This window comes from Planomonospora parontospora, from assembly GCA_014647935.1.
GTDB lineage: Bacteria > Actinomycetota > Actinomycetes > Streptosporangiales > Streptosporangiaceae > Planomonospora > Planomonospora parontospora.
In genome coordinates, this window is record BMQD01000014.1 from 77,969 (window position 1) to 102,530 (window position 24,562).

Annotated in this window: 23 protein-coding genes; 6 read left to right on the forward strand and 17 right to left on the reverse strand. The window is 73.1% G+C overall.

Going from position 1 to position 24,562, the window contains the following annotated elements; genetic code table 11:
* Positions 1 to 18 precede the first annotated feature (18 nt).
* Positions 19 to 813: an ABC transporter ATP-binding protein gene (locus IEZ07_RS21870; protein ID WP_068898106.1), complete on the reverse strand. Its 795-nt coding sequence runs from the start codon at positions 811 to 813 to the stop codon at positions 19 to 21.
* A gap of 67 nt (positions 814 to 880) precedes the next feature.
* Here IEZ07_RS21870 and IEZ07_RS21875 point away from each other — a divergent pair, with 67 nt between their 5' ends.
* Positions 881 to 1,600 (forward strand): Rv1486c family protein, encoded by a 720-nt coding sequence (locus IEZ07_RS21875; protein ID WP_191896438.1) that lies wholly within the window; start codon positions 881 to 883, stop codon positions 1,598 to 1,600.
* Positions 1,601 to 1,695: 95 nt separating this feature from the next.
* Here the strand turns inward: IEZ07_RS21875 and IEZ07_RS35855 are convergent, their stop codons facing one another.
* Positions 1,696 to 1,818, reverse strand: coding sequence for a hypothetical protein (locus tag IEZ07_RS35855; RefSeq protein ID WP_275413862.1), 123 nt, complete (start codon positions 1,816 to 1,818; stop codon positions 1,696 to 1,698).
* An 89-nt stretch (positions 1,819 to 1,907) separates the two neighbouring features.
* Between IEZ07_RS35855 and IEZ07_RS21880 the strand changes: the two genes are divergently transcribed.
* Positions 1,908 to 2,471: a dihydrofolate reductase family protein gene (locus IEZ07_RS21880; protein ID WP_191896439.1), complete on the forward strand. Its 564-nt coding sequence runs from the start codon at positions 1,908 to 1,910 to the stop codon at positions 2,469 to 2,471.
* A gap of 137 nt (positions 2,472 to 2,608) precedes the next feature.
* Here the strand turns inward: IEZ07_RS21880 and IEZ07_RS21885 are convergent, their stop codons facing one another.
* Positions 2,609 to 3,280 carry a response regulator gene (locus tag IEZ07_RS21885; RefSeq protein WP_068898100.1) on the reverse strand — a complete coding sequence of 224 codons (672 nt, stop codon included), beginning with the start codon at positions 3,278 to 3,280 and terminating at the stop codon, positions 2,609 to 2,611.
* Positions 3,281 to 3,359: 79 nt separating this feature from the next.
* Positions 3,360 to 4,499, reverse strand: a complete 1,140-nt coding sequence (locus IEZ07_RS21890) for a GAF domain-containing sensor histidine kinase (RefSeq protein WP_239320588.1) — start codon at positions 4,497 to 4,499, stop codon at positions 3,360 to 3,362.
* Positions 4,500 to 4,675: 176 nt separating this feature from the next.
* On the opposite strand from IEZ07_RS21890, the gene IEZ07_RS21895 reads away from it, so the two are divergent.
* The 3 genes from IEZ07_RS21895 to serB all read left to right on the forward strand — a co-directional run bounded on the left by IEZ07_RS21895 (position 4,676) and on the right by serB (position 7,625).
* A complete protein-coding gene (locus IEZ07_RS21895) occupies positions 4,676 to 5,224 on the forward strand; it encodes a hypothetical protein (protein WP_191896441.1) in 549 nt (182 codons plus the stop codon).
* A gap of 272 nt (positions 5,225 to 5,496) precedes the next feature.
* Positions 5,497 to 6,195, forward strand: a complete 699-nt coding sequence (locus IEZ07_RS21900) for a response regulator (RefSeq protein ID WP_191896442.1) — start codon at positions 5,497 to 5,499, stop codon at positions 6,193 to 6,195.
* A gap of 206 nt (positions 6,196 to 6,401) precedes the next feature.
* Positions 6,402 to 7,625 carry a phosphoserine phosphatase SerB gene (serB, locus tag IEZ07_RS21905; RefSeq protein WP_191896443.1) on the forward strand — a complete coding sequence of 408 codons (1,224 nt, stop codon included), beginning with the start codon at positions 6,402 to 6,404 and terminating at the stop codon, positions 7,623 to 7,625.
* Between the two features lie 84 nt (positions 7,626 to 7,709).
* Here the strand turns inward: serB and IEZ07_RS21910 are convergent, their stop codons facing one another.
* The 4 genes from IEZ07_RS21910 to IEZ07_RS21925 form a co-directional block, all read right to left on the reverse strand.
* Positions 7,710 to 8,183: a SixA phosphatase family protein gene (locus IEZ07_RS21910; protein ID WP_239320590.1), complete on the reverse strand. Its 474-nt coding sequence runs from the start codon at positions 8,181 to 8,183 to the stop codon at positions 7,710 to 7,712.
* A 379-nt stretch (positions 8,184 to 8,562) separates the two neighbouring features.
* A complete protein-coding gene (locus IEZ07_RS21915) occupies positions 8,563 to 10,902 on the reverse strand; it encodes a sodium-translocating pyrophosphatase (RefSeq protein WP_068898088.1) in 2,340 nt (779 codons plus the stop codon).
* Positions 10,903 to 11,607: 705 nt separating this feature from the next.
* Positions 11,608 to 12,057: an ATP-binding protein gene (locus IEZ07_RS21920; RefSeq protein WP_068898087.1), complete on the reverse strand. Its 450-nt coding sequence runs from the start codon at positions 12,055 to 12,057 to the stop codon at positions 11,608 to 11,610.
* Positions 12,058 to 12,059: 2 nt separating this feature from the next.
* Positions 12,060 to 12,410 (reverse strand): STAS domain-containing protein, encoded by a 351-nt coding sequence (locus IEZ07_RS21925; RefSeq protein ID WP_012887265.1) that lies wholly within the window; start codon positions 12,408 to 12,410, stop codon positions 12,060 to 12,062.
* 171 nt (positions 12,411 to 12,581) lie between these two features.
* On the opposite strand from IEZ07_RS21925, the gene IEZ07_RS21930 reads away from it, so the two are divergent.
* The gene (locus IEZ07_RS21930; RefSeq protein ID WP_507763334.1) at positions 12,582 to 14,972 is read left to right on the forward strand and encodes a DEAD/DEAH box helicase; all 2,391 of its coding nucleotides are present in this window, start codon (positions 12,582 to 12,584) and stop codon (positions 14,970 to 14,972) included.
* A 224-nt stretch (positions 14,973 to 15,196) separates the two neighbouring features.
* On the opposite strand, the gene IEZ07_RS21935 is transcribed toward IEZ07_RS21930, so the two are convergent.
* From IEZ07_RS21935 to IEZ07_RS21970, 9 genes are all read right to left on the reverse strand, one after another.
* A complete protein-coding gene (locus IEZ07_RS21935; protein WP_191896444.1) occupies positions 15,197 to 17,221 on the reverse strand; it encodes a hypothetical protein in 2,025 nt (674 codons plus the stop codon).
* A 182-nt stretch (positions 17,222 to 17,403) separates the two neighbouring features.
* The gene (locus tag IEZ07_RS21940; protein WP_239320592.1) at positions 17,404 to 17,775 is read right to left on the reverse strand and encodes an Rv3654c family TadE-like protein; all 372 of its coding nucleotides are present in this window, start codon (positions 17,773 to 17,775) and stop codon (positions 17,404 to 17,406) included.
* A 167-nt stretch (positions 17,776 to 17,942) separates the two neighbouring features.
* Complete coding sequence (locus IEZ07_RS35860; RefSeq protein ID WP_307729032.1) at positions 17,943 to 18,470, reverse strand: TadE family type IV pilus minor pilin; 528 nt, start codon at positions 18,468 to 18,470, stop codon at positions 17,943 to 17,945.
* Between the two features lie 79 nt (positions 18,471 to 18,549).
* On the reverse strand, positions 18,550 to 18,834 hold the full coding sequence (locus IEZ07_RS36330; RefSeq protein WP_373868873.1) for a DUF4244 domain-containing protein: 285 nt from the start codon (positions 18,832 to 18,834) through the stop codon (positions 18,550 to 18,552).
* A 105-nt stretch (positions 18,835 to 18,939) separates the two neighbouring features.
* Positions 18,940 to 19,521, reverse strand: a complete 582-nt coding sequence (locus tag IEZ07_RS21950) for a type II secretion system F family protein (protein ID WP_191896445.1) — start codon at positions 19,519 to 19,521, stop codon at positions 18,940 to 18,942.
* Between the two features lie 272 nt (positions 19,522 to 19,793).
* Positions 19,794 to 20,528: a type II secretion system F family protein gene (locus IEZ07_RS21955; protein WP_239320606.1), complete on the reverse strand. Its 735-nt coding sequence runs from the start codon at positions 20,526 to 20,528 to the stop codon at positions 19,794 to 19,796.
* Positions 20,529 to 20,536: 8 nt separating this feature from the next.
* Complete coding sequence (locus tag IEZ07_RS21960; protein WP_191896446.1) at positions 20,537 to 21,727, reverse strand: TadA family conjugal transfer-associated ATPase; 1,191 nt, start codon at positions 21,725 to 21,727, stop codon at positions 20,537 to 20,539.
* Positions 21,724 to 22,794 (reverse strand): septum site-determining protein Ssd, encoded by a 1,071-nt coding sequence (gene ssd, locus IEZ07_RS21965; protein WP_191896447.1) that lies wholly within the window; start codon positions 22,792 to 22,794, stop codon positions 21,724 to 21,726. Before ssd ends, IEZ07_RS21960 begins: the two co-directional genes overlap by 4 nt.
* Before the next feature lie 939 nt (positions 22,795 to 23,733).
* A complete protein-coding gene (locus tag IEZ07_RS21970) occupies positions 23,734 to 24,507 on the reverse strand; it encodes a Fic family protein (protein ID WP_191896448.1) in 774 nt (257 codons plus the stop codon).
* Positions 24,508 to 24,562 lie beyond the last annotated feature (55 nt).

Consider the following 24,562-nt stretch of genomic DNA (forward strand, 5'->3'; position numbering starts at 1 on the left):
CGTAAGTCACACATGGAATCAGAACTGTTGCGCTCGGGCGTACCAGCGCCCGTCGAGGCCGCGCTCCAGGGTGAGGGGGAGGCCGAAGGTGCGCGAGAGGTTGTCGGCGTTCATCACGTGGTCGATCGGACCCTCCTCGACCACCGCCCCGTGCCGGAGCAGCAGCGCGTGGGTGAACCCGCTGGGGATCTCCTCCACGTGGTGGGTGACCAGGACCATGGTGGGGGCCTTGGGGTCGTGCGCCAGGGCCGAGAGCCTGCGGACCAGGTCCTCCCTGCCGCCCAGGTCCAGCCCGGCGGCGGGCTCGTCCAGCAGGAGCAGCTCCGGGTCCGGCATCAGCGCCCGGGCGATCTGCACCCGCTTGCGCTCGCCCTCCGACAGCGTGCCGAACCGGCGGCGGATCAGGTGGGCGCAGCCCATCTGATCGATCAGCTCGACCGCCCGGGTGACGTCCGCGGAGTCGTACTCCTCCTTCCAGCGGCCGAGGATCGCGTACGAGCCGGTGAGCACCAGGTCGATGACCTTCTCGTCCGCCGGCACCCGCTCCGCCAGCGCCGCGCTCGCCAGCCCGATGCGCGGGCGCAGGTCGAACACGTTGGTCTGGCCCATCCGCTCGCCCAGGACCTCCACGACGCCCTCGGTCGGGAAGAGCATGGCCCCGGCGGCCTGGAGCAGCGTCGTCTTGCCCGCGCCGTTGGGACCGATCACGACCCACCGCTCGTCCTCGTGGACGGTCCATTCGATGTTCCGCAACAGGACCGCGCCGTCCCTGCGGACGGTGACGTCCTGCAACCGAAGCACCTGACCGCCCATGCGCCACGCCTCCTCATCAATCGCTCGGATCAAAACCTATTGCAGGGCGAGCGCATATCGTGGACCGGTGCACCCTGATTCACCGATCTCGGCCACGCTGGTCTGCTGGGGCAACGCCTGGCTCGCCGGGCAGACGGGGCTGGACCAGGCCGCCGACCGGGTGGAGCGGCAGGCCGGGCCCCAGCTCGTCGCCACCGCCTCCGGCGACGTCCCGCTCCGGAACGTCCTCGCCGACCTGCGGGGCGACGGCCTGGCGGCGCTGCGCCTGGCCCTTCCCGCGGCGGGCGACCCGCTCGGCCTCACCGGTCCGCCCGCCTTCACCTCCGCCGCCGTCGACGCCGGGCAGGCGGTCACCGCCGTGCTCCCCGGCAGGTGCCTCGGGCTGGTCCCGGCGCCGGACCGCCGCGGGTCGTCGTACTCCGGAGTCCGCTGGAGCGTGTTCGAGGCCTCCGCCGCGGTCCCCGACGTGCCCTCCCTGGCCGAGGCCGAGCACGCCCTCACTCTCGCGATGCGCGCGGCCACCGACGCCCTGCTCGGCGTGGAGGGCCCGGCCCAGGGCCACCGCCGGGCGCAGCCCCCGGACGAGGGCCTGGCCCCCGGCTATCCCGCCCGCGCGCACCGGGTCGCGGCCCTGGCCGCCCGCCTCGCCGTGGCGCTCCGCATCGCCGACGACCGCGGGCTCACCTCGGGCCAGATCGCCACCCGCGCCCAAGCCCTGCGCGACCTCGACCGCGCGGTGCGGCGCGCGCGCGTGGCCGCCCACCACGCCATCACCGAGCTGGTCTGAGCCGTCGGCCCGGTCCCGGCGGGGGCCGGGCCGGGAACGGCGGACGGACCGGAGACGGGCCGGAGACGGGCCGGAGACGGCGGACGGACCGCCGGTCAGATGGCGAAGACCTCGGAGAAGCGCTCCAGCAACGCGGGGGCGCCCTCGATGCGCACGGCGCCGGTGGCGACGGCCTCGTCCGGGGTGATCTCCTTCGCCATCAGGGCCTTGATCGCCATACCGGTCTCGATGACGAGGTCGGCCCGGCCGGACCCTGAGAACGCAGGACGCGACAGCGCGTCCGAGGACCCCTCGGAAGGACACCCTCATGCGCAAGCTCAAGCTCCAGGTCCAGACCACCGCCGACGGCTACATGGGCGGCCCGAACGGCGAGATGGACTGGATGCACTTCCCCTGGTCCGACGACCTCAACGCCTACCTCGACGCGCTGACCAAGCCGGTCGACACCATCGTGCTGGGCCGTAAGCTCGCCGAGGGCTTCATCCCCTCCTGGGAGGCCCGTCCCGAAGGCGAGTCCCAGGAGACCATCGACTGGATGAACGACACCCCCAAGGTCGTCGTCTCCGGCTCGCTCACCGAGTCTCCCTGGAAGAACGCCACCGTCGTCGGCGGCGACCTCGCCGAGGCGATCGGCGAGCTCAAGGCCCGGCCCGGCGGTGACATCATCACCTACGGCGGCTCCACCCTCGCGCAGAGCCTCATCGCCGCCGGTCTGGTCGACGAGCTCCACCTGATCGTCAACCCGACCGCGATCGGCACCGGCCTGCCCGTCTTCCCCACCACCGGCGCCGTCCAGCGCTTCCAGCGCGTCGACGTCCAGCCGTTCGAGTGCGGCATCACCGCGCTCTGCTACGCCCCGGCCCGCTCCTGACACCGCCCGTCGGGGCGGGTGCGAGGGGATCGACGCGGTCCGTCCGAGGCCGGTGGGGTCCACGCCGGCCCCGGGCGTCGTCGTGCTCGTCCATGCGCCCGCGCGGTGGGCCGACACCGCCATCCGGCCGCCGGGCCTCAGGCCAGGCCGTGCCGTACAGCGTAGAGCGCGGCCTGGGTCCTGTCCTGCACGCCCAGCTTCATCAGCACGTTGGAGACGTGGGTCTTGACCGTCTTCTCCGCCACCGCCAGTTCACGGGCGATCTCCCGGTTGGAACGGCCCGAGGCGATCAGCGCGAGCACCTCGCGCTCCCGGTCGGTCAACGGGACCACCGGTCCCGCCGGAGCCGCGTTCCCGGACGCGGGCGGGAGGGCGGCCCCGGCCAGCATCGCCTCGGCGGCCTCGGGGGCCAGCAGCACCTGCCCGCCGTGGACCGCCCGGATGGCCTGGACCAGCGCCGCGGGCTCGACGTCCTTGTAGAGGAAGCCCGCCGCCCCAGCCCGCATGGCCGGGGCCACGTCGCCGCGGTCGGAGACCGAGGTCAGCACCAGCACGCGCGGCGTCAGCCCGAGTTCCGCGAGCCGGGCCAGCGCGCCGGGACCGTCGAGGACCGGCATCCTCAGGTCGAGCAGGAGCACGTCCGGCGCGAGCGACCCGGTCAGCTCCACCGCCTCGGCGCCGTCCCGCGCCTCCCCCACCACCTCCAGGTCGTCCTGCAGGTCCAGGAACGTGCGCAGGCCCTGCCGGACCACCGGGTGGTCGTCCGCGATCAGCACCCGGATCGTCCGGCCCCGTTCACCGCCGCTCACCCGCGCGCCACCGTCCTCCCGCCTCCGTCCACCGCACGCCGTACCCGTCCCGCCCGCCGTCCCGGTGCCGTGCGGGCGCTCACCGGGGCACCTCCATCCGCACCAGCGTGCCGCCGCCCGGCTCCGAGGACACCCGCACGCTCCCGCCCAGGGCCTGCGCCCGGTCGCCCATCGACGCGATGCCCAGCCCGCGGCCGGAGGCCGCGGCCGCGTCGAACCCGGTCCCGTCGTCGCGCACCTCCAGCACCACCCGGCCCCCCTCGCAGCCCAGCCGTACGGCGACCGCCTCCGCGGCGGCGTGCCGGGCGGCGTTGTGCAGGGCCTCCTGGGCGACCCGCAGGACGGCCGCCTCCGTCTCCGGCGCCAGCCCGCACAGCGCCTCCCCTTCGCCCCCGTCCCCCAGCCGGAACGTGAACGACGCCGGATGGAGCCGGTCCAGCAGCCGGACGTGCTTGCGGAGCGTCTCGGCCAGGCCGTGGCGGTCGAGCTCGGCCGGGCGCAGCTCCACGATCACCGCACGGAGCTCGGCCAGCGCCTCCCCGGCCAGCCGCTCCACCCGCTCCAGCTCGCGCACCGCCCGGTCGGGGTCGCGGGTGACCAGCGAGGCCGCCGCCTGGGCGGTGAGCCGGAGCGAGAACAGCTTCTGGGTCACCGCGTCGTGCAGCTCGCGGGCCATCCGGGTGCGCTCCTCCACCAGCGCCAGCTCCCGGCCGCGCTCGTAGAGGCGGGCGTTGGTGAGGGCGATCGCGGCGTGCGCGGCGAACATCGTCAGCAGCCGCTGGTCGTCCTCGGTGAACCCGCCGGGGGCCCGCTTGTTGGACAGGAAGACGATGCCGAGCACCTGCTCGCCGTCGCGGATCGGCACCCCGAGGAAGTCCTTCAGCACCGGATGCGCGCGCGGCCAGGAGTCGAACCGCGGGTCCCGGCGGACGTCCGGCAGCCGGACCGGGGCGCCCTCGCGCAGCATCGCACCGAGCAGCCCGTGCTGGCGGGGCGTCGGGCCGATGGCCGCCCACTCCTCGTCGGAGATGCCCTCGGCGACGAACTCGGCGAACGCCCCCTCGTCGTCGGGCACGCCCAGCGCCGCGTAACGGGCGTCCAGCAGCCGCTGCGCCGAGCGGACGATCACCTGGAGCACCTCGCGGACCGACAGATGCCTGGTCACCGCGAGCACGGCGGAGCTCACCGCGTGCAGGACGGCGTCCCGGTCTCCGTTCACGCGGAGAACTCTAGGCGCACACCCCGGATACCACGGCTCCGCAGCCGGGCTCCGCCTCGGCGGAGCGGACGGCATGCCGGGTCCGGCCGTCGCCTGTCCGGCCAGTCAGCCGCAAGAGGATTCCAAGTCGATCTCCGCATGCTGGTCGCAACGATCGCCTCCCCATTGGAGTGACCATGCGCCGGCCCCTGACCGTCCTCGCCGCCATCACCGTGGCGGGTGGCATGCTGCTCGTCCCCCAGACCGCGAACGCCCAGACCTTCCAGCACCGGGCCGCGAACGCTCCGGTGACGGCACAGCAGGCTCCCCCGCTGTCACCGCTGAAGCTGACCGCCTACTACCCCCGCAGGGCGTACGCGGGCCGCACGATCACCTACACGCTCAAGACCAAGAACGTCGGGGACTGGTACACCGACATCGCCTACGTCGGCGGCTACGTCCCCAAGCAGGCCTACAAGGTCCGGATCACCGGTCCCTCCGGCTCGTACTGCGAGGCCGACGGGCGCGAGGTCGGCTGCCTGCTCGACCGGCTGAACCCCGGCAGGACCGCCACCGTCAAGGTCAAGGTCTGGCTCCGGGGCAGTGCCCGGGGCACCGCGGCCGCCGAGTTCGCCACGGCCTCGATCGACGTCCCCGCGGGCGGCCTCGACACCCTCGACATCCACGGTCTCGACACCGGCGTGGACCTGAAGTACGTGAAGGTCAGGACCCGGATCCTCCGCTAGCCGTACCCCGTCCGCGCACCGGAGCCCCACCCCGTCCCCGCTGCGGGGGTCGGGGTCACCGCACCGGACGTGCGGTCCGCGTGTACGGCGCGCCGTACGGTCCGGGTGAGGACCCGGGCGTGCGGCGTGTGCCGTAGGTCCGGATGGAGGCCCGGGCGTGCGGTCCGGATGGGGGCCCGGGCGTGCGGTCCGGATGGGGGCCCGGGCGTGCGGCGCGCACCGTGCGGACAGCCTCATATGCGACCGGCCCGCCCAGCGGGCATGATCTCCCCATGACCACTCCGGCTACGCTCAGGGTCGTCCTGGCCGAGGACCACTACCTGGTGCGCGAGGGCACCCGCCGGCTCCTGGAGTCCACCGGGGAGATCTCCGTGGTGGCCGCCGTGGGCACCGCCGGTGAGCTGCTCGACGCCGCCCGGCGGCTCCGGCCCGACGTGGTCGTCACCGACATCCGGATGCCGAGCCCCGCCGACCCGGTGCGCCCGGGCATGGAGGGCGTCGACGCCGCCCACCGCATCCGGGCGGCCGCGCGGGACCTCGGGGTCATCGGCGTCGTGGTGCTCTCCCAGTTCTCCGACGCGGTGTTCGCCCTCGACCTGTTCCGGGACGGCACCGAGGGACGGGCCTACCTGCTGAAGGATCGGGTCGGGGACATCGACGAGCTGCTCGGCGCGATCCGGTCGGTGGCCGCGGGCGGGTCGGTGATCGACCCCAAGGTGGTGGAGGGCCTGCTGGCCAAGCGCGGCGTGCGCGGTGGCCCGCCGCCGACCGACCTCACCCCCCGGGAGCTGGACGTGCTGCGTGAGATGGCGCACGGCCTGTCCAACGGCGGCATCGCCCGGACCCTGCACCTGTCGGTCTCCGCGATCGAGAAGCACGTGAACTCGATCTTCATGAAACTGGCGCTGGAGAACAGCCCCGACACCCACCGCCGGGTGGCCGCCGTCATCGCCTATCTCGGCTCGGGCTAGGCCACCGCCGAAGCCGGAGCCGGAGGCGGAACCGGAACCGGAACCGGGGGCGGAACCGGGGGCGGAACCGAAGCCGGAGCCTGCCGGGATGGGATCCGGGCCGGGAACCGCGGGTGACGCCGGAACCGGGCGGGCCGCGAACACCGGGCGTCCGGATGATGAACCACTTACCCGGGTGTTTCCCGGGGCAAGTAGCGTAGGCATCGATGAACCAGCGCACGCTCCTGATCACGTTGACCGGTCCCGACCGTCCGGGCGTCACGTCCCGGCTCTTCGCCGTCCTGGCCGGTTTCCCCGTCGCCGTCGCCGACGTCGAGCAGGTCGTCATCCGCGGCCGGCTCACCCTCGGCGTCCTCGTCGCCTACACCGGCGACACCCCGACCGGAACCGGCGGCACCCTCGGCGCGCTGTGGACCGCCGTCGAACGCACCGCGGAGGACCTGGGCCTGGAGGTGGAGCTGTCCACCGGCTCCGACACCAAGGAGAAGCGCAGACGCGGCCGGCTGCACGTCACCGTGCTCGGCGCGCCCCTGCATCCCGCCGCGATGGCGGGCATCTCGGGGCGGATCGCCGCCTCCGGGGCCAACATCGACCGGATCGAGCGGCTGTCGAGCTATCCGGTGACCTGCATCGAGCTCGCCGTCTCCGGCGCCGACCCGGACGCGCTCCGGGCCGAGCTGGCCGTCGAGGCGCACGCCCAGCAGGTGGACGTGGCCGTGCAGCGGACCGGTCTGTACCGCAGGGCCAAGCGGCTGATCGTGATGGACGTGGACTCCACGCTCATCCAGGCCGAGGTGATCGAGCTGCTGGCCGCGCACGCCGGTTGCCTGGACGAGGTCGCCCGGGTCACCGAGGAGGCGATGCGCGGCGAGCTCGACTTCGCCGAGTCCCTCCGCCGCCGCGTGGCACTGCTCGAGGGCCTCCCGGAGGAGATCTTCGAGAAGGTCCGCAAGGAGATCGTGCTCACGCCCGGCGCCCGCACGCTGGTGCGGACGCTCAAGCGGCTCGACTACCGGTTCGCGATCGTCAGCGGCGGCTTCACCCAGCTGACCGACGGCCTCGTGCGCGACCTCGGGATCGACTACTCCGCCGCCAACACCCTGGAGGTGGTGGACGGCGTGCTCACCGGACGGGTGATCGGTGAGATCGTGGACCGGGCCGGGAAGGCACGGGCCCTGGAGCGCTTCGCCCGCGAGGCGGGCATCCCGCTCAGTCAGACCGTGGCGATCGGCGACGGCGCCAACGACCTGGACATGATCGCCGCCGCGGGTCTGGGCATCGCGTTCAACGCCAAACCGGTGGTCCGCCAGGCCGCCGACGCCGCGGTCAGCGTGCCGTACCTCGACTCGATCCTCTACCTGCTCGGCATCTCCCGCGCCGAGGTGGAGGCCGCCGACGCCGAGGACGGGCTGCCCGCCACCGACCGCTGAGCCGGAACGGCCTGCCCACCACCGACCCCGGAGCGTACGGCCTGCCCGTCCGCGGCCGGACGCGAGAGGCCGGACCGGCCGGGGTCAGCGGTCCTTCGGGCTCCACCGGGTGACCGCGCGTCCGCTCTCCAGCTCCGCCCACGCGTCGGCGGTCTCGATGACGGCGAACGCACCGGGCGGGAGCCCGGGATCGCCGTCACGCGTGGTGAGCCCCATGACCAGCTCGTGGACTCCGGGGTTGTGCCCCACCAGCAGCAGCGTGCCCACGTCGGGACCGGTCCGCCGGAGCAGCGCGAGCAGGTCGTCGGCGTAGGCCTCGTAGACGTCCCGCTCGAACTCGACGGACGCGCCGGGCAGTGCCAGCTCGGCGGTCCGCCGGGTCCGCGCGGCCGGAGAGCAGAGCACCAGGTCCGGCCGGAGCCCCAGCTCGGCGAGGACCTCACCGACCCTGCGGGCGTCGTGCTCGCCCCTCTCGGTGAGAGGACGCTCCCAGTCGGCGAGGCCGGGCTGGTGGGCGGCCTTGGCGTGCCGCAGCACGATCAGCGTGCGCATCGTCATCTCGCCGCCCACATGGCGATCCCGGCGAGCACCGCGAACACCGCGGCCATCGCCAGCAGGATCATGATGAGCGTCTTTCCCCCGGAAGGCTGCTGTTCCATCGGGTTCCCGGCACTCCCGGCTGGGGCGTGCCGTCCCTCCTCTTGAGATGTCGTCGTGTCGTCCCGGCGGCCGGGACCCGGCCGCCTCCGGCCGCCCCCGGCGGAGGGAGACGGGGTCCGCCTCCCCGGGGAGCGGAGGAGTCACCGCTCAGTTTCCCACCGGGACCGCCCGCCCATGCGGAAGGGGTGCGCGGTCGCCCGCGCACCCCTTCGACGGTGCCCCGCCGTACGGTGCCTTCGTTGTACGGCCCCGTACAGGGGATCAACCGTACGGGGATTCAGCCGGCGATCGGCTCGGGCTCCGGCTCACGGTCCGGGCTGTTGTTCCCGGCCGCCGAGTCGTCGTCCGCCGAGCGGCGCTTGGAGACGACCACCGCGGCGATCACCACGATCACGGCGACCGCCGCGATGCCGACCCGCAGCGCCACGTTGTCGGCGTAGACCACGACGGCCGGGGCGATCAGCAGCGCCACCAGGTTCATCACCTTGATGAGCGGGTTGATGGCCGGTCCCGCGGTGTCCTTGAACGGGTCGCCGACCGTGTCGCCGATGACCGTCGCGGCGTGGGCCTCGGAGCCCTTGCCGCCGTGGTGCCCGTCCTCGACCAGCTTCTTGGCGTTGTCCCAGGCGCCGCCCGAGTTGGCCAGGAACACCGCCATGAGCGTGCCGCAGGCGATGGCGCCGGCCAGGAAGGCGCCGAGCGGCGCGTATCCGAGCGCGAACCCCACGGCGATCGGCGTCATCACCGCGAGCAGGCCGGGCGTGGCCAGCTCGCGGAGCGAGTCGCGGGTGCAGATGTCCACGACCCGGCCGTACTCCGGCAGTTCGGTGCCGGCCATGATGCCCGGCTTGGTACGGAACTGCTCACGCACCTCGAAGACGACACGCATCGCCGCCCGGCCGACCGCCATGATCGCCAGGCCGGAGAACATGAACACGACCGCGGCCCCGATGACCAGTCCGACGAGCACGTTCGGCGAGTCGACGCCGAGGCTGAACGTGGCGAAGGACCCCAGCGCGTCCTTCACCCCCTGCGTGGCCCCGGTCAGCTCGGTCTCCACCGCCGTCCGGAAGGCGCCGAACAGCGCCGTCGCGGCGAGCACGGCCGTGGCGATCGCGATGCCCTTGGTGATGGCCTTGGTGGTGTTGCCGACGGCGTCCAGCGAGGTGAGCACCGCGGCGCCCTCGCCCTCGACATCGCCGGACATCTCGGCGATGCCCTGCGCGTTGTCGGAGACCGGGCCGAAGGTGTCCATGGACACGATCACGCCCACCGTGGTCAGCAGGCCGGTGCCGGCCAGCGCCACGGCGAACAGGGCGACGGTGACGTTGCCGAAGCCGAGCAGGAACGCGCCGTAGACCGCGCCGCCGATGAGCAGCGCCGAGTAGACCGCCGACTCCAGGCCGACGCTGATGCCCGCCAGGATGACCGTGGCGGGCCCGGTGACGGAGCTCTCCCCGATCTCCCGTACGGGGCGCCGGTTGGTCTCGGTGAAGTAGCCGGTGAGGATCTGGATGGCGCTGGCCAGGATCAGGCCGATCAGCACCGCGCCGATCGCGATGAGCCTGGGGTCGGAGTCGACGGCCGCGATCGCCGGGCTCACCCCGTTCAGCTCGGCGAAGCTGGCCGGCAGGTAGAGGAAGGCGGCCGCCGCGACCAGCACCGCGGAGATCGCCGCGGAGATGAAGAAGCCGCGGTTGATGGCCGCCATGCCGTTGCGGTCACCGCTGCGCGGAGAGGTGACGAAGATGCCGATGATCGCGGTGAGCACGCCCACCATCGGCACGATCAGCGGGAACACCAGACCCTCGGTGCCGAAGGCGACCTTGCCCAGGATGAGGCTGGCGACCAGCATGACCGCGTACGACTCGAACAGGTCGGCCGCCATGCCCGCGCAGTCGCCGACGTTGTCGCCCACGTTGTCGGCGATGGTGGCGGCGTTGCGCGGGTCGTCCTCGGGGATGCCCTGCTCGACCTTGCCGACCAGGTCGGCGCCTACGTCGGCCGCCTTGGTGAAGATGCCGCCGCCGACCCTCATGAACATCGCGAGCAGGGCGGCGCCGAAGCCGAAGCCCTCCAGCACGGCGGGGGCGTCGCCCTTGTAGACGAACACCACGATGGCGGCGCCGAGCAGGCCCAGGCCGACGGTGAACATGCCCGCCACACCGCCGGTGCGGAAGGCGATGCGCATCGCCGTCTTCTCCCCGGCGGTGCGGGCGGCGGCGGCGACGCGGACGTTTCCCCGGACCGCCAGCCACATTCCCATGAATCCGGTCAGTGCGGAGAAAACCGCACCGATCACGAAAAATACTGAACGGCCGATCCTCACTTCCGTCGAAACCGCCGGAAGCAGATACAACAGGAAGGGAATGGCGATGACGAATACGGCGAGCGTGCGGAACTGCCGCCCCAGATATGCGGCGGCTCCTTCCTGCACGGCCCTTGAGATGTTCTGCATGCGCTCGGTGCCCTGATCGGCGGCGAGCACCTCGCGGACGAGGCCGCCGGCGACGGCGAGCGCGAGCAGGGCTACGGCGGCGACCACGACCACGATGGTCAGGTGGGAGCCGCTCAGGGATACCGCTGTCTCATCGACGGCGGCGAGATGGACAGACATCCGACTCTCCTCGGCAAGACGGGAACACGTCCTGCCCGGAGTGCGTCGCGATGAGTGGAGCGGTGGGTCGGCGGCGCACGTCCGGGCGATTGGCAGTGCCGCTTCCGGTTGCGTCCACAGACCTTCTTTCGGCGCGGAACCCGACAAGAGTCCCGTCCGAAGGACAAACCTTGGCCGGTGCGGGGAGTCTACGCAGCAAGGACGCGGATATGAAGCCTCTGCCCACCGTCAATCGGCGACGTGTCCAACAGTGCCCGCGAGCCCGTGCGCCCATGCCACCGTTTACGCTGCTAGACGCCTTTTATGTCAATGTTTTCGCGACATTTCGGTCTACACGTTTAACCGGTTAAAGAAGACCGAAAATTTGCGGAGCTCACGGGCGGAGACACCGAGTCCAGGGGAGGACAGGGCACCGGGCCCGGGGAGGACGGGGGCACCGAGTCCAGGGGAGGACGGATCCGGCGGCCCTCCGGACAGGGCGCGGCCCTCCGGACAGGGCGCGGCCCTCCGGACAGGGCAAGGACACCGGGCCCATGGGATGGAGGGACACCGGGCCTGAGGGGGTGGAGGGACACCGGGACCGGGAGGACGGATCCGGCAGGCTCGGGCTTCCGGGCCCGGGCATGACGACGACCGGGCGTGCCCGTGTGGGCGCGCCCGGTCGTGGGAGAAGCCGTCGCCCGGAGGCCGCGGGCCGGCCCCGGGTCAGACCGGGGACAGACCGTTCGGCGCGGCGGGCCAGCTCATGCGGATGCGCATGCCCTTCGGACTCGGGAAGACCTCGACGTCGTCGGCCAGTCCCGCGATGACCGCGATGCCGAATCCGGACATCAGCGTGTCGGGGATCTTCCCGAGGAAGTCTTCGAGAGAGGGCGTGGTGCGCTCCTGCCGCTCCAGCTCATCACTCGGGGCCGCGTCGGTGACGATCACCTCGAACCGCCCCGAGTCGTCGCACAGCTCGATGCGGATCGGCTCCCCCGGGCAGTGGAGGCGGTGCGCCTCGACCGCCCGGGAGCAGGCCTCACCGACGGCGAGCCGTACCTCGTCCAGCAATGACTCCTCCACCCCGGTACGGCGCGCGATCGCGGTGGCGACCAGACGCGCCGTACGCACGTGGGCGGGAAGGGCGCTGAACGTCAGCTCGACGGTGGCCATGGTTACTTGTCTCGGCCGTGGGCTTCCTTGGCCTCCTCGACCGAGGCGTAGATGCCGAAGACCTTGGTCAGGCCGGTGATCCGGAAGATCTTCAAGATGCGCTCCTGGGTGCAGACGAGCTCCAGGGAGCCGTCGTGCGCCCGAACGCGCTTGAGCCCGCCGACCAGGACGCCGAGACCCGTGGAGTCGAGGAAGTCGACCTTCTCCATGTTGACCAGGAGGTGGAAGTTCCCCTTGTTGACCAGGTCGATGAGGAGCTCACGCAATCTGGGCGCGGTGTAGACATCGATCTCACCCTCGACCTCGACGATAGTGAGACGGTCCTCGGAATGGTGGTCCAACTTCAGATCCACAGATCCTCCAGCGCCTTGCCTGCGAAAATACGATTCAGGCGTGACTTCTGGGACCTGGAGGTCCCTAGACGACAAGCCCCGACGCGCGGCATTCAACCATGCGTACGCTCAGTGTCTATACGAAATCACGATTCCCGGCGACTCTGCCCACAGATGCGAGACTGAAAACCAGTGAGCCCGTCTTCTTCCTCACCGTCGCGAGCAGACCCTCTCCTGTCCCGTCTGCTCGGCGTTCCCGCACGTCGGGGGCGCGTCACCCATGTGGAGCATGTTCCAGCACGTCAGGCGGGTCAAGCCCGATGGCCGGATTGGGTCAGCGAGACGCTGGTTACGCGCTGGGCGAACCAGGGTATTTTCGGTCTTTGGCCACATCAGGCGGAGGCCGCCGAGCTCGCTCACCGTGGCCGAAACGTGATCATCGCCACCGGCACCGCCTCGGGCAAGTCCCTCGCCTACCAGGTCCCCGCGCTCAGCTCCGTGCTGGACGGGGGCACCGCCCTCTATCTGACGCCCACCAAGGCCCTGGCCGCCGACCAGCTCCGCGCCCTGGAGGCACTCGACGTGCCCGGCCTGCGCGCCGCCGCCTACGACGGCGACACGCCCTACGAGGAACGGGCCTGGATCCGGCGGCACGCCAACTACGTGCTCACCAACCCGGACATGCTCCACCGCGGCCTGCTGCCGGGCCACGCCCGGTGGTCGGGCTTCTGGCGGCGGTTGCGGACGGTGGTGGTGGACGAGTGTCACGGTTACCGGGGCGTCTTCGGCTCCCACGTGGCGCAGATCCTGCGCCGCCTGCGCCGGGTCTGCACCCGGTACGGCTCGTCCCCGGTCTTCGTCCTCGCCTCCGCCACGGCCAGCGATCCCGGGGCCTTCGCGACGCGCCTGACGGGCCTCCAGACGGCCGAGGTGACCACGGACGCCTCTCCTCGGGGTTCGATCACCTTCGCCCTCTGGGAGCCGCCCCTGACCGATCTGCGGGGCGAGGGCGGCGCACCGGTCCGGCGACCCGCCGCCGCGGAGACCGCCGACCTCCTCGCCGACCTCGTCCTCGACGGCACCCGCACCCTCGCCTTCGTCCGCTCGCGGCGCGCCGCCGAGTCCGTGGCCCTGTCCGCCCGGGCCAGGCTCTCCGACCTGGCCTCGGGCATGTTCTCGCGGCCTTCTCCCGGCATGGTCACCCCGCCTCCCCCGTCCCGGACCGCCCCGGCATCCCTCACGAGCCTCGCGGACCTGCCCGGCAGGATCGCCGCCTACCGGGCCGGATACCTCGCGGAGGAGCGCCGGGGCCTGGAGCGGGCGCTGCGGTCGGGGGACCTCCTCGGGCTCGCCACGACCAACGCCCTGGAACTCGGTGTCGACGTGTCGGGGCTGGACGCCGTCCTCATCGCGGGATGGCCGGGCACCCGGGCGTCGCTGTGGCAGCAGGCCGGGCGGGCGGGCCGCGCGGGCCAGGACGCGCTGGCCGTGCTGATCGCCAGGGACGACCCGCTCGACACCTACCTGGTCCACCATCCGGAGGCCCTGTTCGGGCGGCCGGTGGAGGCGATCGTGCTCGATCCCGGCAACCCCTACGTCCTGGGCCCGCACCTGTGCGCGGCGGCCGCGGAGATCCCCCTCACCGAGGAGGACCTGGAGATCTTCGGTCCGACCTCGAAGGAGGTGCTCGCCTCGCTGGTCGGTGACGGCCTGCTCCGGCGGCGGCCGTCGGGGTGGTTCTGGACCAGGCGGGAGCGGGCGACCGACCTCGCCGACATCCGGGGCTCCGGCGGGGCGCCCGTCCAGGTCGTGGAGCTGTCCACCGGATGCCTCCTGGGGACCGTGGACGAGTCGTCGGCCCACACGACCGTGCACACCGGAGCCGTCTACGTGCACCAGGGCGAGACGTTCCTCGTCACCGAGCTCGACCTGGAGGCGGGCGTCGCACTGGTCGAGGCGGGAACCCCCGACTACACGACCTTCGCCAGGGACGTCACCGAGATCTCCGTTCTGGAGTCGTTCCGCTCCCATCCGCTCGGTCCGGGGGAACTGCACTTCGGCTCGGTGGAGGTCACCCGCCAGGTCGTCTCCTATCTCAAGCGCCGCCTGCAGAGCGGCGAGCCCCTCGGTGACGAGGCGCTCGACCTGCCTCCACGAACGCTGCGCACCCGCGCGGTCTGGTGGACGCTGCCCGCCTCGGCGATCTCACCCCTGGCCGAGGCCGGGCTGGACCTGGGAGGAGCGGCGCACGCCGCCGAACATGCCTCCATCGGCATGCTTCCGCTCTTCGCGACCTGCGACCGGTGGGACATCGGCGGCGTCTCCACCGAGCTCCACGCCGACACCGGCATGCTCACCGTCTTCGTCTACGACGGCCATGAGGGCGGCGCGGGCTTCGCCGAACGGGGGTTCTCCCGCGCACTCGAATGGCTCACCGCGACCAGGGAGGCCATCGCCTCCTGCGAGTGCGAGCGCGGCTGTCCCTCCTGCATCCAATCTCCCAAATGCGGAAACGGCAACGAGCCCCTGGACAAGGCCGGCGCCCTGCGTCTCCTGGCCGTCCTCCTCTCGATGAACGGATGACGGAGGCGGCTCAGGACCCGGCCCGCAGGGTGAGTCCGCAGCGGCCCCACCGGGATCCGGCGGGGATCCACTGGAGGAGTCCCCGAGACGGATCCCCGGATTCGGAACCGGGGTCCCGGTGCCGTCCCGGGACGACCACACGGCGGCGCCGTTCAAGACCGCGCTCCACCACCGTCGGGGCCGAGGTCCGTGGCCGTCCCGGGACGGCCACGGGGCGGCGCCGTTCAAGACCGCGCTCCGCCTCTGGAGCGGAGCCTGCCGGAACGGGACCCGCCGGGCGCACCGGAGTCGCGCTCGTTCTCCTCCAGGTCCTCCTCCCGGTCCTCCGCCCAGAAGTCCTTCGCTCCGGGTTGGGGCCGTTCCCAGAACCCGCTGTCCTCGATCGACCGGGGTGCGGGCGGCAGGTAGCCGTCCCACCGGCCTCGGCCGCTCCGGACCGCCACAGCGGTGACGCTGCCGATCTCGGGAGCCGGCGCCGCCGCGGGCAGGGTGGAGCCCGTCGATTCGAAACGGGCGTGCGGGGTCTCCGCCGCCGTGCCGCTCTCCTCCGGCCGGGCCGCATGTTCGGTCCGGCCGGCTTCAGCGGACATCGCCTGCCCGGCTTCCACGGGCACGCCCGGCCGCACCCCGGAGGAACCGTCCTCGCCCGGCCGCACTCCGAAGGAACCGTCCTCACCGGGTGATGCCGTATCCGGTGTCTTACCGCCCTCCCCCGTGAAGGACCGGGTCACCGGGCATGCGGTTGCGGGGCCTCCTGCCGGTCGTCGGGAGTACGGCATCCGGACCACCGCGAGGATGACCGCGGGGCGACGGGGTGGTCCCGGCGCCTTTCCGGTGGCCGGGCGCCGAGCCTCCCCGGCGCCGTCGCTGCGGAGGGCGGCACCACCGCGCGTGTCGGTGCTCCCCGAAACGGATCCGCCCCGCGAGGTGTCGCCTCCATCCGGCACGGTGCCACCACGCGAAGCGGCACCAGTGGCACCACCACGCGAAACGCCGTCCCGACCCGGAACGGCACCTGCGTTCAGGACCGTGGTGGTCATGCCTTCCCCGGATCCACCGGTCGCACGTCCACCGGCCCGGCCGGTCAGCCACCTGCGGCGAACCCACGCACCGCCGTGTGCGCCGAGGAGCAGCAGGAGCATTCCGCCGGCGATGAGAAGCCCCAGGCCGGCCGTTCCGCCCGTCGCCGGCTCGGGCCGACCGGTGACGTCCGCGCTGCCGCCGGACGTGGTCTCCGCCGCCTCCGAACCGGCCCTTCCCGTCCCGCCCCCTTCCCCCTCCTTCCCCGCTGTGCCGGCGCCGGCCGCTCCGGAACCGGCCGCCTCGGAGACCGTGTCCGACCCCGTACCGCTCCCTGTCCCACCGTCACCGGTGCCCGGCCCCGTGCCGTCCCCGCCCTCCCGGGACCCGGATCCCCCGTCGGAGACGGTCTCCGCAGGCCGGGCCCGGCTCGTCGGCGTGTCCTTCTGCGGCAGCCGGGGAAGACTCTCGACACCGGACCGGAGATCGTCCTCTCCGCGGTTCCGGCCCTCCTGCCGGGCGCCCGCGTCATGCGGGTGCCCTTCGTCTCCTGCGGAGCGGGCGCGTTCCCGGGCCCTGGGGACGGGGACGCGCACCGCCGCGACGGCCGACCGGCCCGAGACGAGGGTGCCGCCGCTGCCGTCGCTCCGGATCGCCCGCACCGTGAACCCGATCCGCTTGCCCGCGGCCTTGGCGGGAAGCACCAGGGTCACCCTGCACGAGCCCCCGCGGCACGCACCGCTCGCCCCCACGGCGCCGACCCTGCCGGTCCGGCTGCTGAAGATCTCGTAGCCTCGGAGATCGGGCTCGACCCCCCGGCTCCAGGTGAGCACGGCCCGGTCGCCCCGCAGCCGGACGCCCACCCCGCCGGGTGCGCGCGGAGGAACGGACTGGGTCAGCGTCCGGGACGTCTCGTCCCATCTCCCGCCCAGCAGCTTGCCTCGTTCGACGAGCCTGATGGCGTAGCGGCCGTTCGGACGCCTGCGGGGATCCCAGGCGTAGGAGACACGCCGGTCTCCCTTCGCGACCTGCCTGCCGTTGACGTAGAGCACGGCGTCGAAGACCAGGTCGACCCGGCCCGAGATCGTCACCTTCCGGTCCGAGGTGACCCGTGACGGCATGTCCAGGCTCGCCTTGGCATGGGCGGGGCCCGCCGCGGCGAGCATCGCGGAGACGGACACGATCGGAGCGATCACCGCCGCGGTGACCAGGCTGCGAACCGTCGTCACGACGTTTCCCTTCGTCGGGGGCCGCACCGCGGCCGCCCTTTGTAGAGCTGGACGCGAGACGACATGGACGTGAGGTAAGTAGAACGTTACGTGAGCTTTCCGGCTTTTGGACGATGAGTCCAAGAAGTTGTGATTCGATCGCGACTTCACCGAGCCCCGGACCTGTGTTTCAGCGCCAGGCCTCACCCGGCCCGGTCGGTGATGTGCACGGGGCCGGCGCGAGCCCTGGCCGAGGCCTCCCGGCCTCCTGCGACCGGAAGCGAGAACCCCACCGCGACCTGGACGTCCGCGATGCCGTCGGCGCCGGTGGAGCACCGCAGGAGCCTGGCCCCGTTCGCGGCCGCCAGCGAAGCCGCCTCAGCACACCCCCGGCCGGGCTCGGTGAAGGCGAACCGCGCGGCGGCGAGCGCTCCGAGATCGGCCGCGGTCTGCGCACGGTGCCGCGCCACCCTGGCCGTCCCGATGAGCACCACCGTCACCGCCAGCGTGAAGATCACCGCCATGACCGCGACGGTCCAGACCGTCGCCGAACCGCGCTCCCGTGGATCCACCACCGACGGCAGTTCCCTCTCCGTCAGATCCAGCGAGGGGACTGCCGAGTCCACCCGGCAGGGGAATCGCTTCCCCGTTATGGTTTTTCTGCTTGAAACGGGCAGGGCTTGTCCGTCGCCTACCTCGGCAGAGGAAAGCGAGAAGCCGCCCCCTCCGGGGAGCGGAGGAGTCACCAACCGCCTCCGATGCCGGGGCTCCGGTTTCCGGACGGGAAGGCATCCGGCCTATCCCCCACAGGCGGACCCGACCACCTTGAGGACGGACCCTGTCCCGCGGGCGGGTCAGCCCGTCCCGTCCCGGACTCGACGGTGGAGGCCGCGGTCCCCGCCCCCGGCTCGGTCGCGGAGACCGCGATCGCGCGAACGGTCACCTCCGGCAGAGAGAGCCCCCACCGGGGCCTCACACCGGCCCGCACCTCCACTCGCACGCGCTCGGCGTCGCGGCTCACCTCCGCCCGCGCCCCGTCCGGGGCGGCCGACAGAACGCCGCTCCGCACCTGCTCGATCGTTTCGCCCCTGGACGCGGCCCGTGCCCCCGCCCGGGCCGCGTCCACGCACTCCAACTGGGCTCCGACCACGGCGATCGCCCACAGCCCTGCGGCGAGGACCACCATCAGGGCCGGCAGCGCCGCCGCGGTCTCCGCCGTCACCGACCCCCGCGAGGAACACGGGGCGCCTGGGCGGCCCACCGGGATCACCGGTCGCCTCCGGCGCGGAGACCCGGGCCTCCGGACCGGAGCCTTCGCCCGGTCGCCTCCGATCCGGATGATCCGGCCCTCAAGCCTGAGCCCCCTGTCCCGTGGTGTTCAGCGCCCGGTCGATGAGGGCCCTGATCATCTCCTGCACCTCCGGACTCGTCACGACCTTGAAGAGAAGGGCTGCGAACGCGCAGGCGGCGATGGTGCCGACGGCGTATTCGGCGGTGGACATGCCACGCTCCCCGCCCGGGCCGGTGATCAGCGAGGAGCGTCGCTCCCACCACCTCACCAACGCGTGCCGGAGACCATCGGTGCTCGATCCGGTCATCGTTTCCTCCTGAGGATGTGAAACCGTGCCTTCCATCGCGGCATCGGTCACCCCAGGTTCCGCGATATTCACATCACCCTGTGGACAAGAGCGGAGTTCTGTGGAAAAGCACTCCGCGAGCACGTCATCCCTGTGGATAACTCAGGGGATGACGATCTCGCCGGCGAGACCGGCGACGACCGGGACGATGCCGAGAAGGACGAAGGCGGGCAGGAAGCAGAGGCCCAGCGGTGCGACCACTTGGATCCCCACCCGACGCGCGGCGGCCGACGACGCCGCCCGGGCCGCGTGTCTGGAGTCGTCGGCGGCCCGCGTCAGCACGTCGGCCACCGGGGCGCCGCTGAGCGCCGCCCGGCTCATGGTCCGGGCGAGTGGAGCGAGCGCGCGATCGGCCGCCAGGGCGAGCCAGGCATGCTCCGGTGCGGCTCCCAGCCTCAGCCGGCCGCTCACCCGTGCCAGACGGTCCCCGAGCGGCCCGCCGACCGCCTGCACGGTCACCTCGAGAGCACCGGTGATGGGCTGGCCCGCACGCAGGCAGGCCACCATGAGATCGGCCGCGAACGGCAGGTCGGCCGTGATCCGGTCCCGCTCCCGGCACTGCGCCGGCCCCTCCCGTCTCCGCAGGACCAGCAGCACGGCCACGGCACCCGCACCTCCCGCCACGGCCCCCGGCACGCCCCCCAACACCAGGAAGACCACCAGCGCGACGGCGACCGCGATCACGGTCTCACCTCGGCTCGACGGCCTCCCGCCGGTGCTCTCCGCCGCTGCCCCGGACCGCCCGGCACCCCCGGGTCCGTTCCTGGGAAGACGGAGCACGCCCCCGGGGGCGTGCTCCGGGAGCGAGGGGCCCGGACGTGCCCGCCGGAGCCGGCGGACCGGATCAGCGGGCGACGTCCACATCCAGACCGCGGCTCCGGTGAGCACGGCGGTCAGCGTCCCCGACGGCAGAGCGTTCATGTGTTCCCTTCCCCTTTCTTGCCCGCAGCGGAGGCTCAGGCGCGTTCGGCGCGGGTGACGAGACGGCGGGTCCACCACAGACCGCAGCCGTCGAGAGCGATGCCGACCACCAGGCAGGCCGCTCCCGCCGGACCGCCGAACAGGAAGTCGAGGGGACGCATGCCCAGCCCCGCCGCCATCGACAGGCCCAGGACCGGGAGTCCGGCGAGCAGCCGGGCCGTCGCCCGCGGACCGGCGAGCTGGGCCGCGACGTCCTGGCGATGGGCTTCGGCCTCTCTCAGGGAGACCGCCACCCGGTCGACGAGGACGACGAGCCCTCCGCCGACGGTCACCCCCGCCCGCCAGCAGGCGGCCAGTCTCCTGAGCCCTTCTCCTCCCCGTTCCGGCGCGGCGGCCAACAGGGCCTCCGGAACGTCACCGCCGTCCCGCGCCGCCGCGATCAGGGAGCGGAGCGCCATCGGATCGGGGAACTCCACGGCCGCCCCAACCCGGATCAGCGCTTCGTGCGCGGTCCGGCCGGCGGCGAGTTCGGCGGCCAGTCCCTGGCAGAGTTCCAGAGACGCCGCCCGCCAGGCCGCCGCTCTCCGGGACGGCCGGGAGCGGCGGGCCGGCCACCTCGGGGACGAGCCGGGCCCGGCCGGGCCGTACCGCAGGGGGCCCGGTGGGCACCGTAGACGCCGTAGCCGGGCGGCCGCCGGATCCGGCCCCGTCCACAACCAGGCGGCCGCTCCTGCGAGGAGCAGAGCGGCTGCGGTCAGGACGGCGGTCATGTCCGCGCTCACCGCCGGAGGAGGGCGCCGGGGACACGGGCCGTCAGGGCGGGCAGCCCCGGACCGTGGACCACCCGGCCGCCGGGAGTGAAGGTGAGCGCCGGTTCGGCCTGGACCAGGCCCGACGGATGACGCGTCATCATGCATATCTCCGCCACCCGGCGGCGGCCGCCGGCACGGTCGCGGACAAGGTGGACGACGGCGTCCAGCGCCGCGGCGATCTGGCTGTGGACCGCCTCTCTGCTGAGACCCGCCGCACAGGCGAGGGCCTCCAGCCGGGAGGGGACGTCGGCCGCCGTGTTGGCGTGCAGCGTGCCGCAGCCTCCTTCGTGACCGGTGTTCAGCGCGGCCAGGAGGTCGACGACCTCCGCTCCGCGCACCTCGCCGACGACGAGGCGGTCGGGGCGCATCCGCAGCGCCTGGCGGACCAGGTCACGCAGGCCGACGCCTCCGGCGCCCTCGATGTTGGGCGGACGCGACTCCAGGCGCACGACGTGGGGGTGCGCGGGCCGCAGCTCCGCGGAGTCCTCGACCAGGAGCAGGCGGTCACCGTGATCCGCCAGGGAGAGCAGCGCGGACAGCAAGGTCGTCTTCCCCGTGCCCGTGCCGCCCGAGACCAGGAAGGCGAGCCGGGACTCGATCATCGCGGTGAGCACCGGGACCGCATCGGGCCCGATCGTCCCGGCCTCGAGGAGGTCGGAGAGGGTGAACGTGCGTCGCGGCGGGAGCCTCAGGGACAGACAGGTGCCGCCTGGGGCCACCGGAGGCAGCACGGCGTGGAGCCGGACTCCGCCGGCCAGCCTGGCGTCCGCGTAGGGGCAGGCGTCGTCGAGGCGGCGGCCCGCGGCCGACGCCAGCCGTTGCGCGAGCCTGCGGACCGCCTCCTCGTCGGGGAAGGCGACCTGGGTCCGGCGCAGGCCGCCGCCGTCGTCGATCCACACCTCGCGCGGGCCGTTCACCAGCACGTCGGTCACCTCCGGCTCGGCCAGCAGCGGTTCCAGCGGACCGGCTCCGATCAGGTCCGCGCAGAGGGCCCTGGCCACGGCCAGGATCTCGGCGTCGCCCAGTGTCGCCCGTTCGGCCCGGAGCGCGGCGGTGACGTGCGCGGCGCTGGGCTCGACGCCGGTCCGGGCCAGGCGTATCCGGACCGCCTCGACCAGTTCGGGTGAGGCCGCGGGGGTGAGCGGGGCCCGGCTCACGTCCCGGCTCCGGCCGTACGGGCCCCGGCCAGGGCGTCCAGCGAGTCCAGGAACGTCCGGCAGAACCGGCCGAGGGCGGTCCGCCGGCCGATCGGCGGGGTGTCCCCCCGGTTCAGCGCGGTCATGAGCCGGGGCTGGTCCGGCAGGCTCCCGGCACACGGCGTGCCGAGGGAGGTGGTGACCACCTCGTCCTCCAGGACCCCGCTCCGGACGACCGCCCGGATCTCCCCGGTGTGCCCGCGGATCCCCGAGAGCACCTGGGCCGCGGCGAGGACGCCGCGCACGTCCGCGGTGACGACCAGCAGCGCGGTGACCGCCCGGCTCAGAGCCTCCACCGCGGCCGGATCGGGGGCGCGCGGGAGGTCGACGACCACGAGGTCGAATCCGCGCTGACCCGCGTCGAGGACCGAGCGCATCGCCTCGGCCGGGATGGGCTCGGCCTCGCCCCGATGGAAGGAGAGCAGGGTCAGATCGGAGAAGGTGGGCAGGGCCGCCTGGAGGGCGGTGAAGCTGACCCTGCCCTCTCTGGCGACCAGGTCGGACCAGCGGGCGCCCTCGGCCTCCTCCTGGCCGAGCAGGAGGTCGAGCCCGCCGCCGAGGGGGTCGGCGTCGACGAGGAGGGTCCGCCGGCGCCTGCGAGCCGAGGTCAGGGCGAGTCCGGCGGCGAGCACGCTGGCTCCGGCCCCGCCGCGCCCACCGATGACGCAGACGACCTGCCCGGCTCTCGTGGCGGGCTCTGCGACGTCGGCGAACTCGTCGGCCAGCCGCCGCTCGGCCGCGGGGAGTTCCAGCACGGCCTGGGCGCCCACCGCGACGCACTTGCGCCAGGTGTCGGGATCTCCGGGATCGCGCGTGACCAGCATGACCCGGTGCCGGGACGGCGGCCCGGTCGCCGCCATGGCGTCGGCCACGTCGCTGCCGACGACGACCATCGGGGCGCGGCTCCAGTAGGGCCGGGCGTGCGCGGGCACGTGCGCGACGTCGAGCTCCGCTCCGGCGGCCGCGGCGACGCGCAGCAGGTCGTCGAGCAGGTCGTGGTCCTCGGTGATGACCAGCGGGCGGTCCAAGATGCCTCCCTGGAAGGTGGGAGACCCACCTTCCAGGGGAACCCGCTCCTCCCGAGCTTCCGAACCCCGCTCTGTGGACGACGGTCCGGCACCCGTCATCGCCTGTGGAGAACGCCCCGGAACCGTGGAGAACGCCCTGGAAAAGGGGCGACCCCCGCCGGGGGGGGGATGGCGGGGGTCGCCGAGCGGTCCGGCTCTGGGGGGGGGTAGAGCCGGTCCCGTTTCAGGGGAAAGCTTTCAGCAGCCGACCTGTCCTGGCAAGGGCGCCGCAGAGCCGATCACACGTATCGCTCCGGCCCAGAGGGAGACAACCGTATCGTGCCCCATGCTCTCCGGCCCCGTCGAGGAGAAATCTCCGGTTTTATCCGACCGCCCCCGCATGGACGATCCGAGGGCGAGGCCGGAAGCGGTGGAGCCCTTCCTCGCCGACCACTCGCCGACCGCCTGGTGATCACGGAGAGTGATCACCAGTGGAGCACCGATCCTCTTTCAGGGCAGGGCCCCTCCCCCGCCCCGGGCTCCTCCGAAGTATTCAGGATGGTTCGTCCCGGACATTCCAGAATCCGTAAAGGTCTTGGTTCCAGGGGTTCCCATCAGCCGGAATCCGTCATACAAAGGTTTCACGGACCCAGTGTCCGCGCACGGCCACCAGGTACCCACGCGCGACCAGCCGCGGGAGGCGCGTCGACCCGGGCTTGCCCCGTTTCGACGAATACAGGTGCACGCTTGGTAACCAGGTGAGACGTGCCGGCGACGGCGCCCCCGCAAAGGGGCGCCGTCCGCTTTTCACCCCCATGTCCGCGATCTCGGCGGCCGGGCCTCTCCGCACCGGCCGCCCGCACCGATCCGCAGCCCGCCCACCGTGTCGGCCCCGCGCCGGCCCCGTGTCGGCCCCGCGGCGGATCCGGCACCCGTTCCACCGCGCCGGGCCCGTCCGGATCAGCCCCGCTGCATGGCCTCGCAGATCGCCGTGGCCTCGCGCACCCCGAGCGTGACCGCCGCGGCGCAGTGCCGTACCCAGGCCGTGATCCCTTCGGGGGTGCCGGTCAGGTAGGCCCGCAGGCCCTCCCCGTAGGCGGGCCCGAGTTCCAGGTGGCCCAGCTCCACCGCCGCCAGCGACTTGGGGTCCAGCCCGAACTCCACCAGCGTCAGCCGCTCCGCCGCCCGCGCGACGATCCCGTCCGCCGTGCCGAACGGCCGCAGCACGGCCAGCTCCGCGTGCACGATGGCGGCCAGCACCAGGGCCGGCGCCTTGGAGTCGGCGGTCACCAGGCCGACCAGCCCGTCCACCCGGGCCACCGTCGCCTCGGCCCCCGGCGCGGCGCCCACCCCGAGCGGGTCCGGCGCGGTCTCGGCGGTCCTGGGCCGGCCGAGGTCCTCGGTGAGGCCGGCCGCGGCCAGGGTGTGCAGCCTGGCCAGCACCTGCCGCGGCGCCGTGCGCCAGGTACGGCCGAGCCCGCCGAGCTCGGCCGAGACGCGCAGCGCGCCCTGGACGACGGGATCGGTCGTCTCCGGGATCGCCTCCAGGGGGATGTCCGCCCCCTCCAGCGCGGCGGACGCGCGGGCTCCGCGCAGGGCCGACCGGGCCGACACCTCCGGGCTCTTGCGCCGCAGCACGCGGTGCCCGTAGAGCCGGTCCACGGCCTTGCGCACGTCGGCCACGGCCTCGGGCACTCCCGGCAGCTCGGCGATGACAGCCAATGGGTCGCTCACGGTTCCCGACCCTACCGGCCGGTCAACAAGCCGCCGACCCCGCCATGCGCCCGCC

Excerpts from the sequence above, each read along its gene's own strand:
- IEZ07_RS21870 (WP_068898106.1), bottom strand. The coding sequence starts at position 813 with ATGGGCGGTCAGGTGCTTCGGTTGCAGGACGTCACCGTCCGCAGGGAC.
- IEZ07_RS35855 (WP_275413862.1), bottom strand. The coding sequence starts at position 1,818 with ATGGCGATCAAGGCCCTGATGGCGAAGGAGATCACCCCGGACGAGGCC.
- IEZ07_RS21880 (WP_191896439.1), top strand. The coding sequence starts at position 1,908 with ATGCGCAAGCTCAAGCTCCAGGTCCAGACCACCGCCGACGGCTACATG.
- IEZ07_RS21895 (WP_191896441.1), top strand. The coding sequence starts at position 4,676 with ATGCGCCGGCCCCTGACCGTCCTCGCCGCCATCACCGTGGCGGGTGGC.
- IEZ07_RS21900 (WP_191896442.1), top strand. The coding sequence starts at position 5,497 with ATGACCACTCCGGCTACGCTCAGGGTCGTCCTGGCCGAGGACCACTAC.
- serB (WP_191896443.1), top strand. The coding sequence starts at position 6,402 with ATGAACCAGCGCACGCTCCTGATCACGTTGACCGGTCCCGACCGTCCG.
- IEZ07_RS21910 (WP_239320590.1), bottom strand. The coding sequence starts at position 8,183 with ATGACGATGCGCACGCTGATCGTGCTGCGGCACGCCAAGGCCGCCCAC.
- IEZ07_RS21915 (WP_068898088.1), bottom strand. The coding sequence starts at position 10,902 with ATGTCTGTCCATCTCGCCGCCGTCGATGAGACAGCGGTATCCCTGAGC.
- IEZ07_RS21920 (WP_068898087.1), bottom strand. The coding sequence starts at position 12,057 with ATGGCCACCGTCGAGCTGACGTTCAGCGCCCTTCCCGCCCACGTGCGT.
- IEZ07_RS36330 (WP_373868873.1), bottom strand. The coding sequence starts at position 18,834 with ATGGAAGGCACGGTTTCACATCCTCAGGAGGAAACGATGACCGGATCG.
- IEZ07_RS21955 (WP_239320606.1), bottom strand. The coding sequence starts at position 20,528 with ATGACCGCCGTCCTGACCGCAGCCGCTCTGCTCCTCGCAGGAGCGGCC.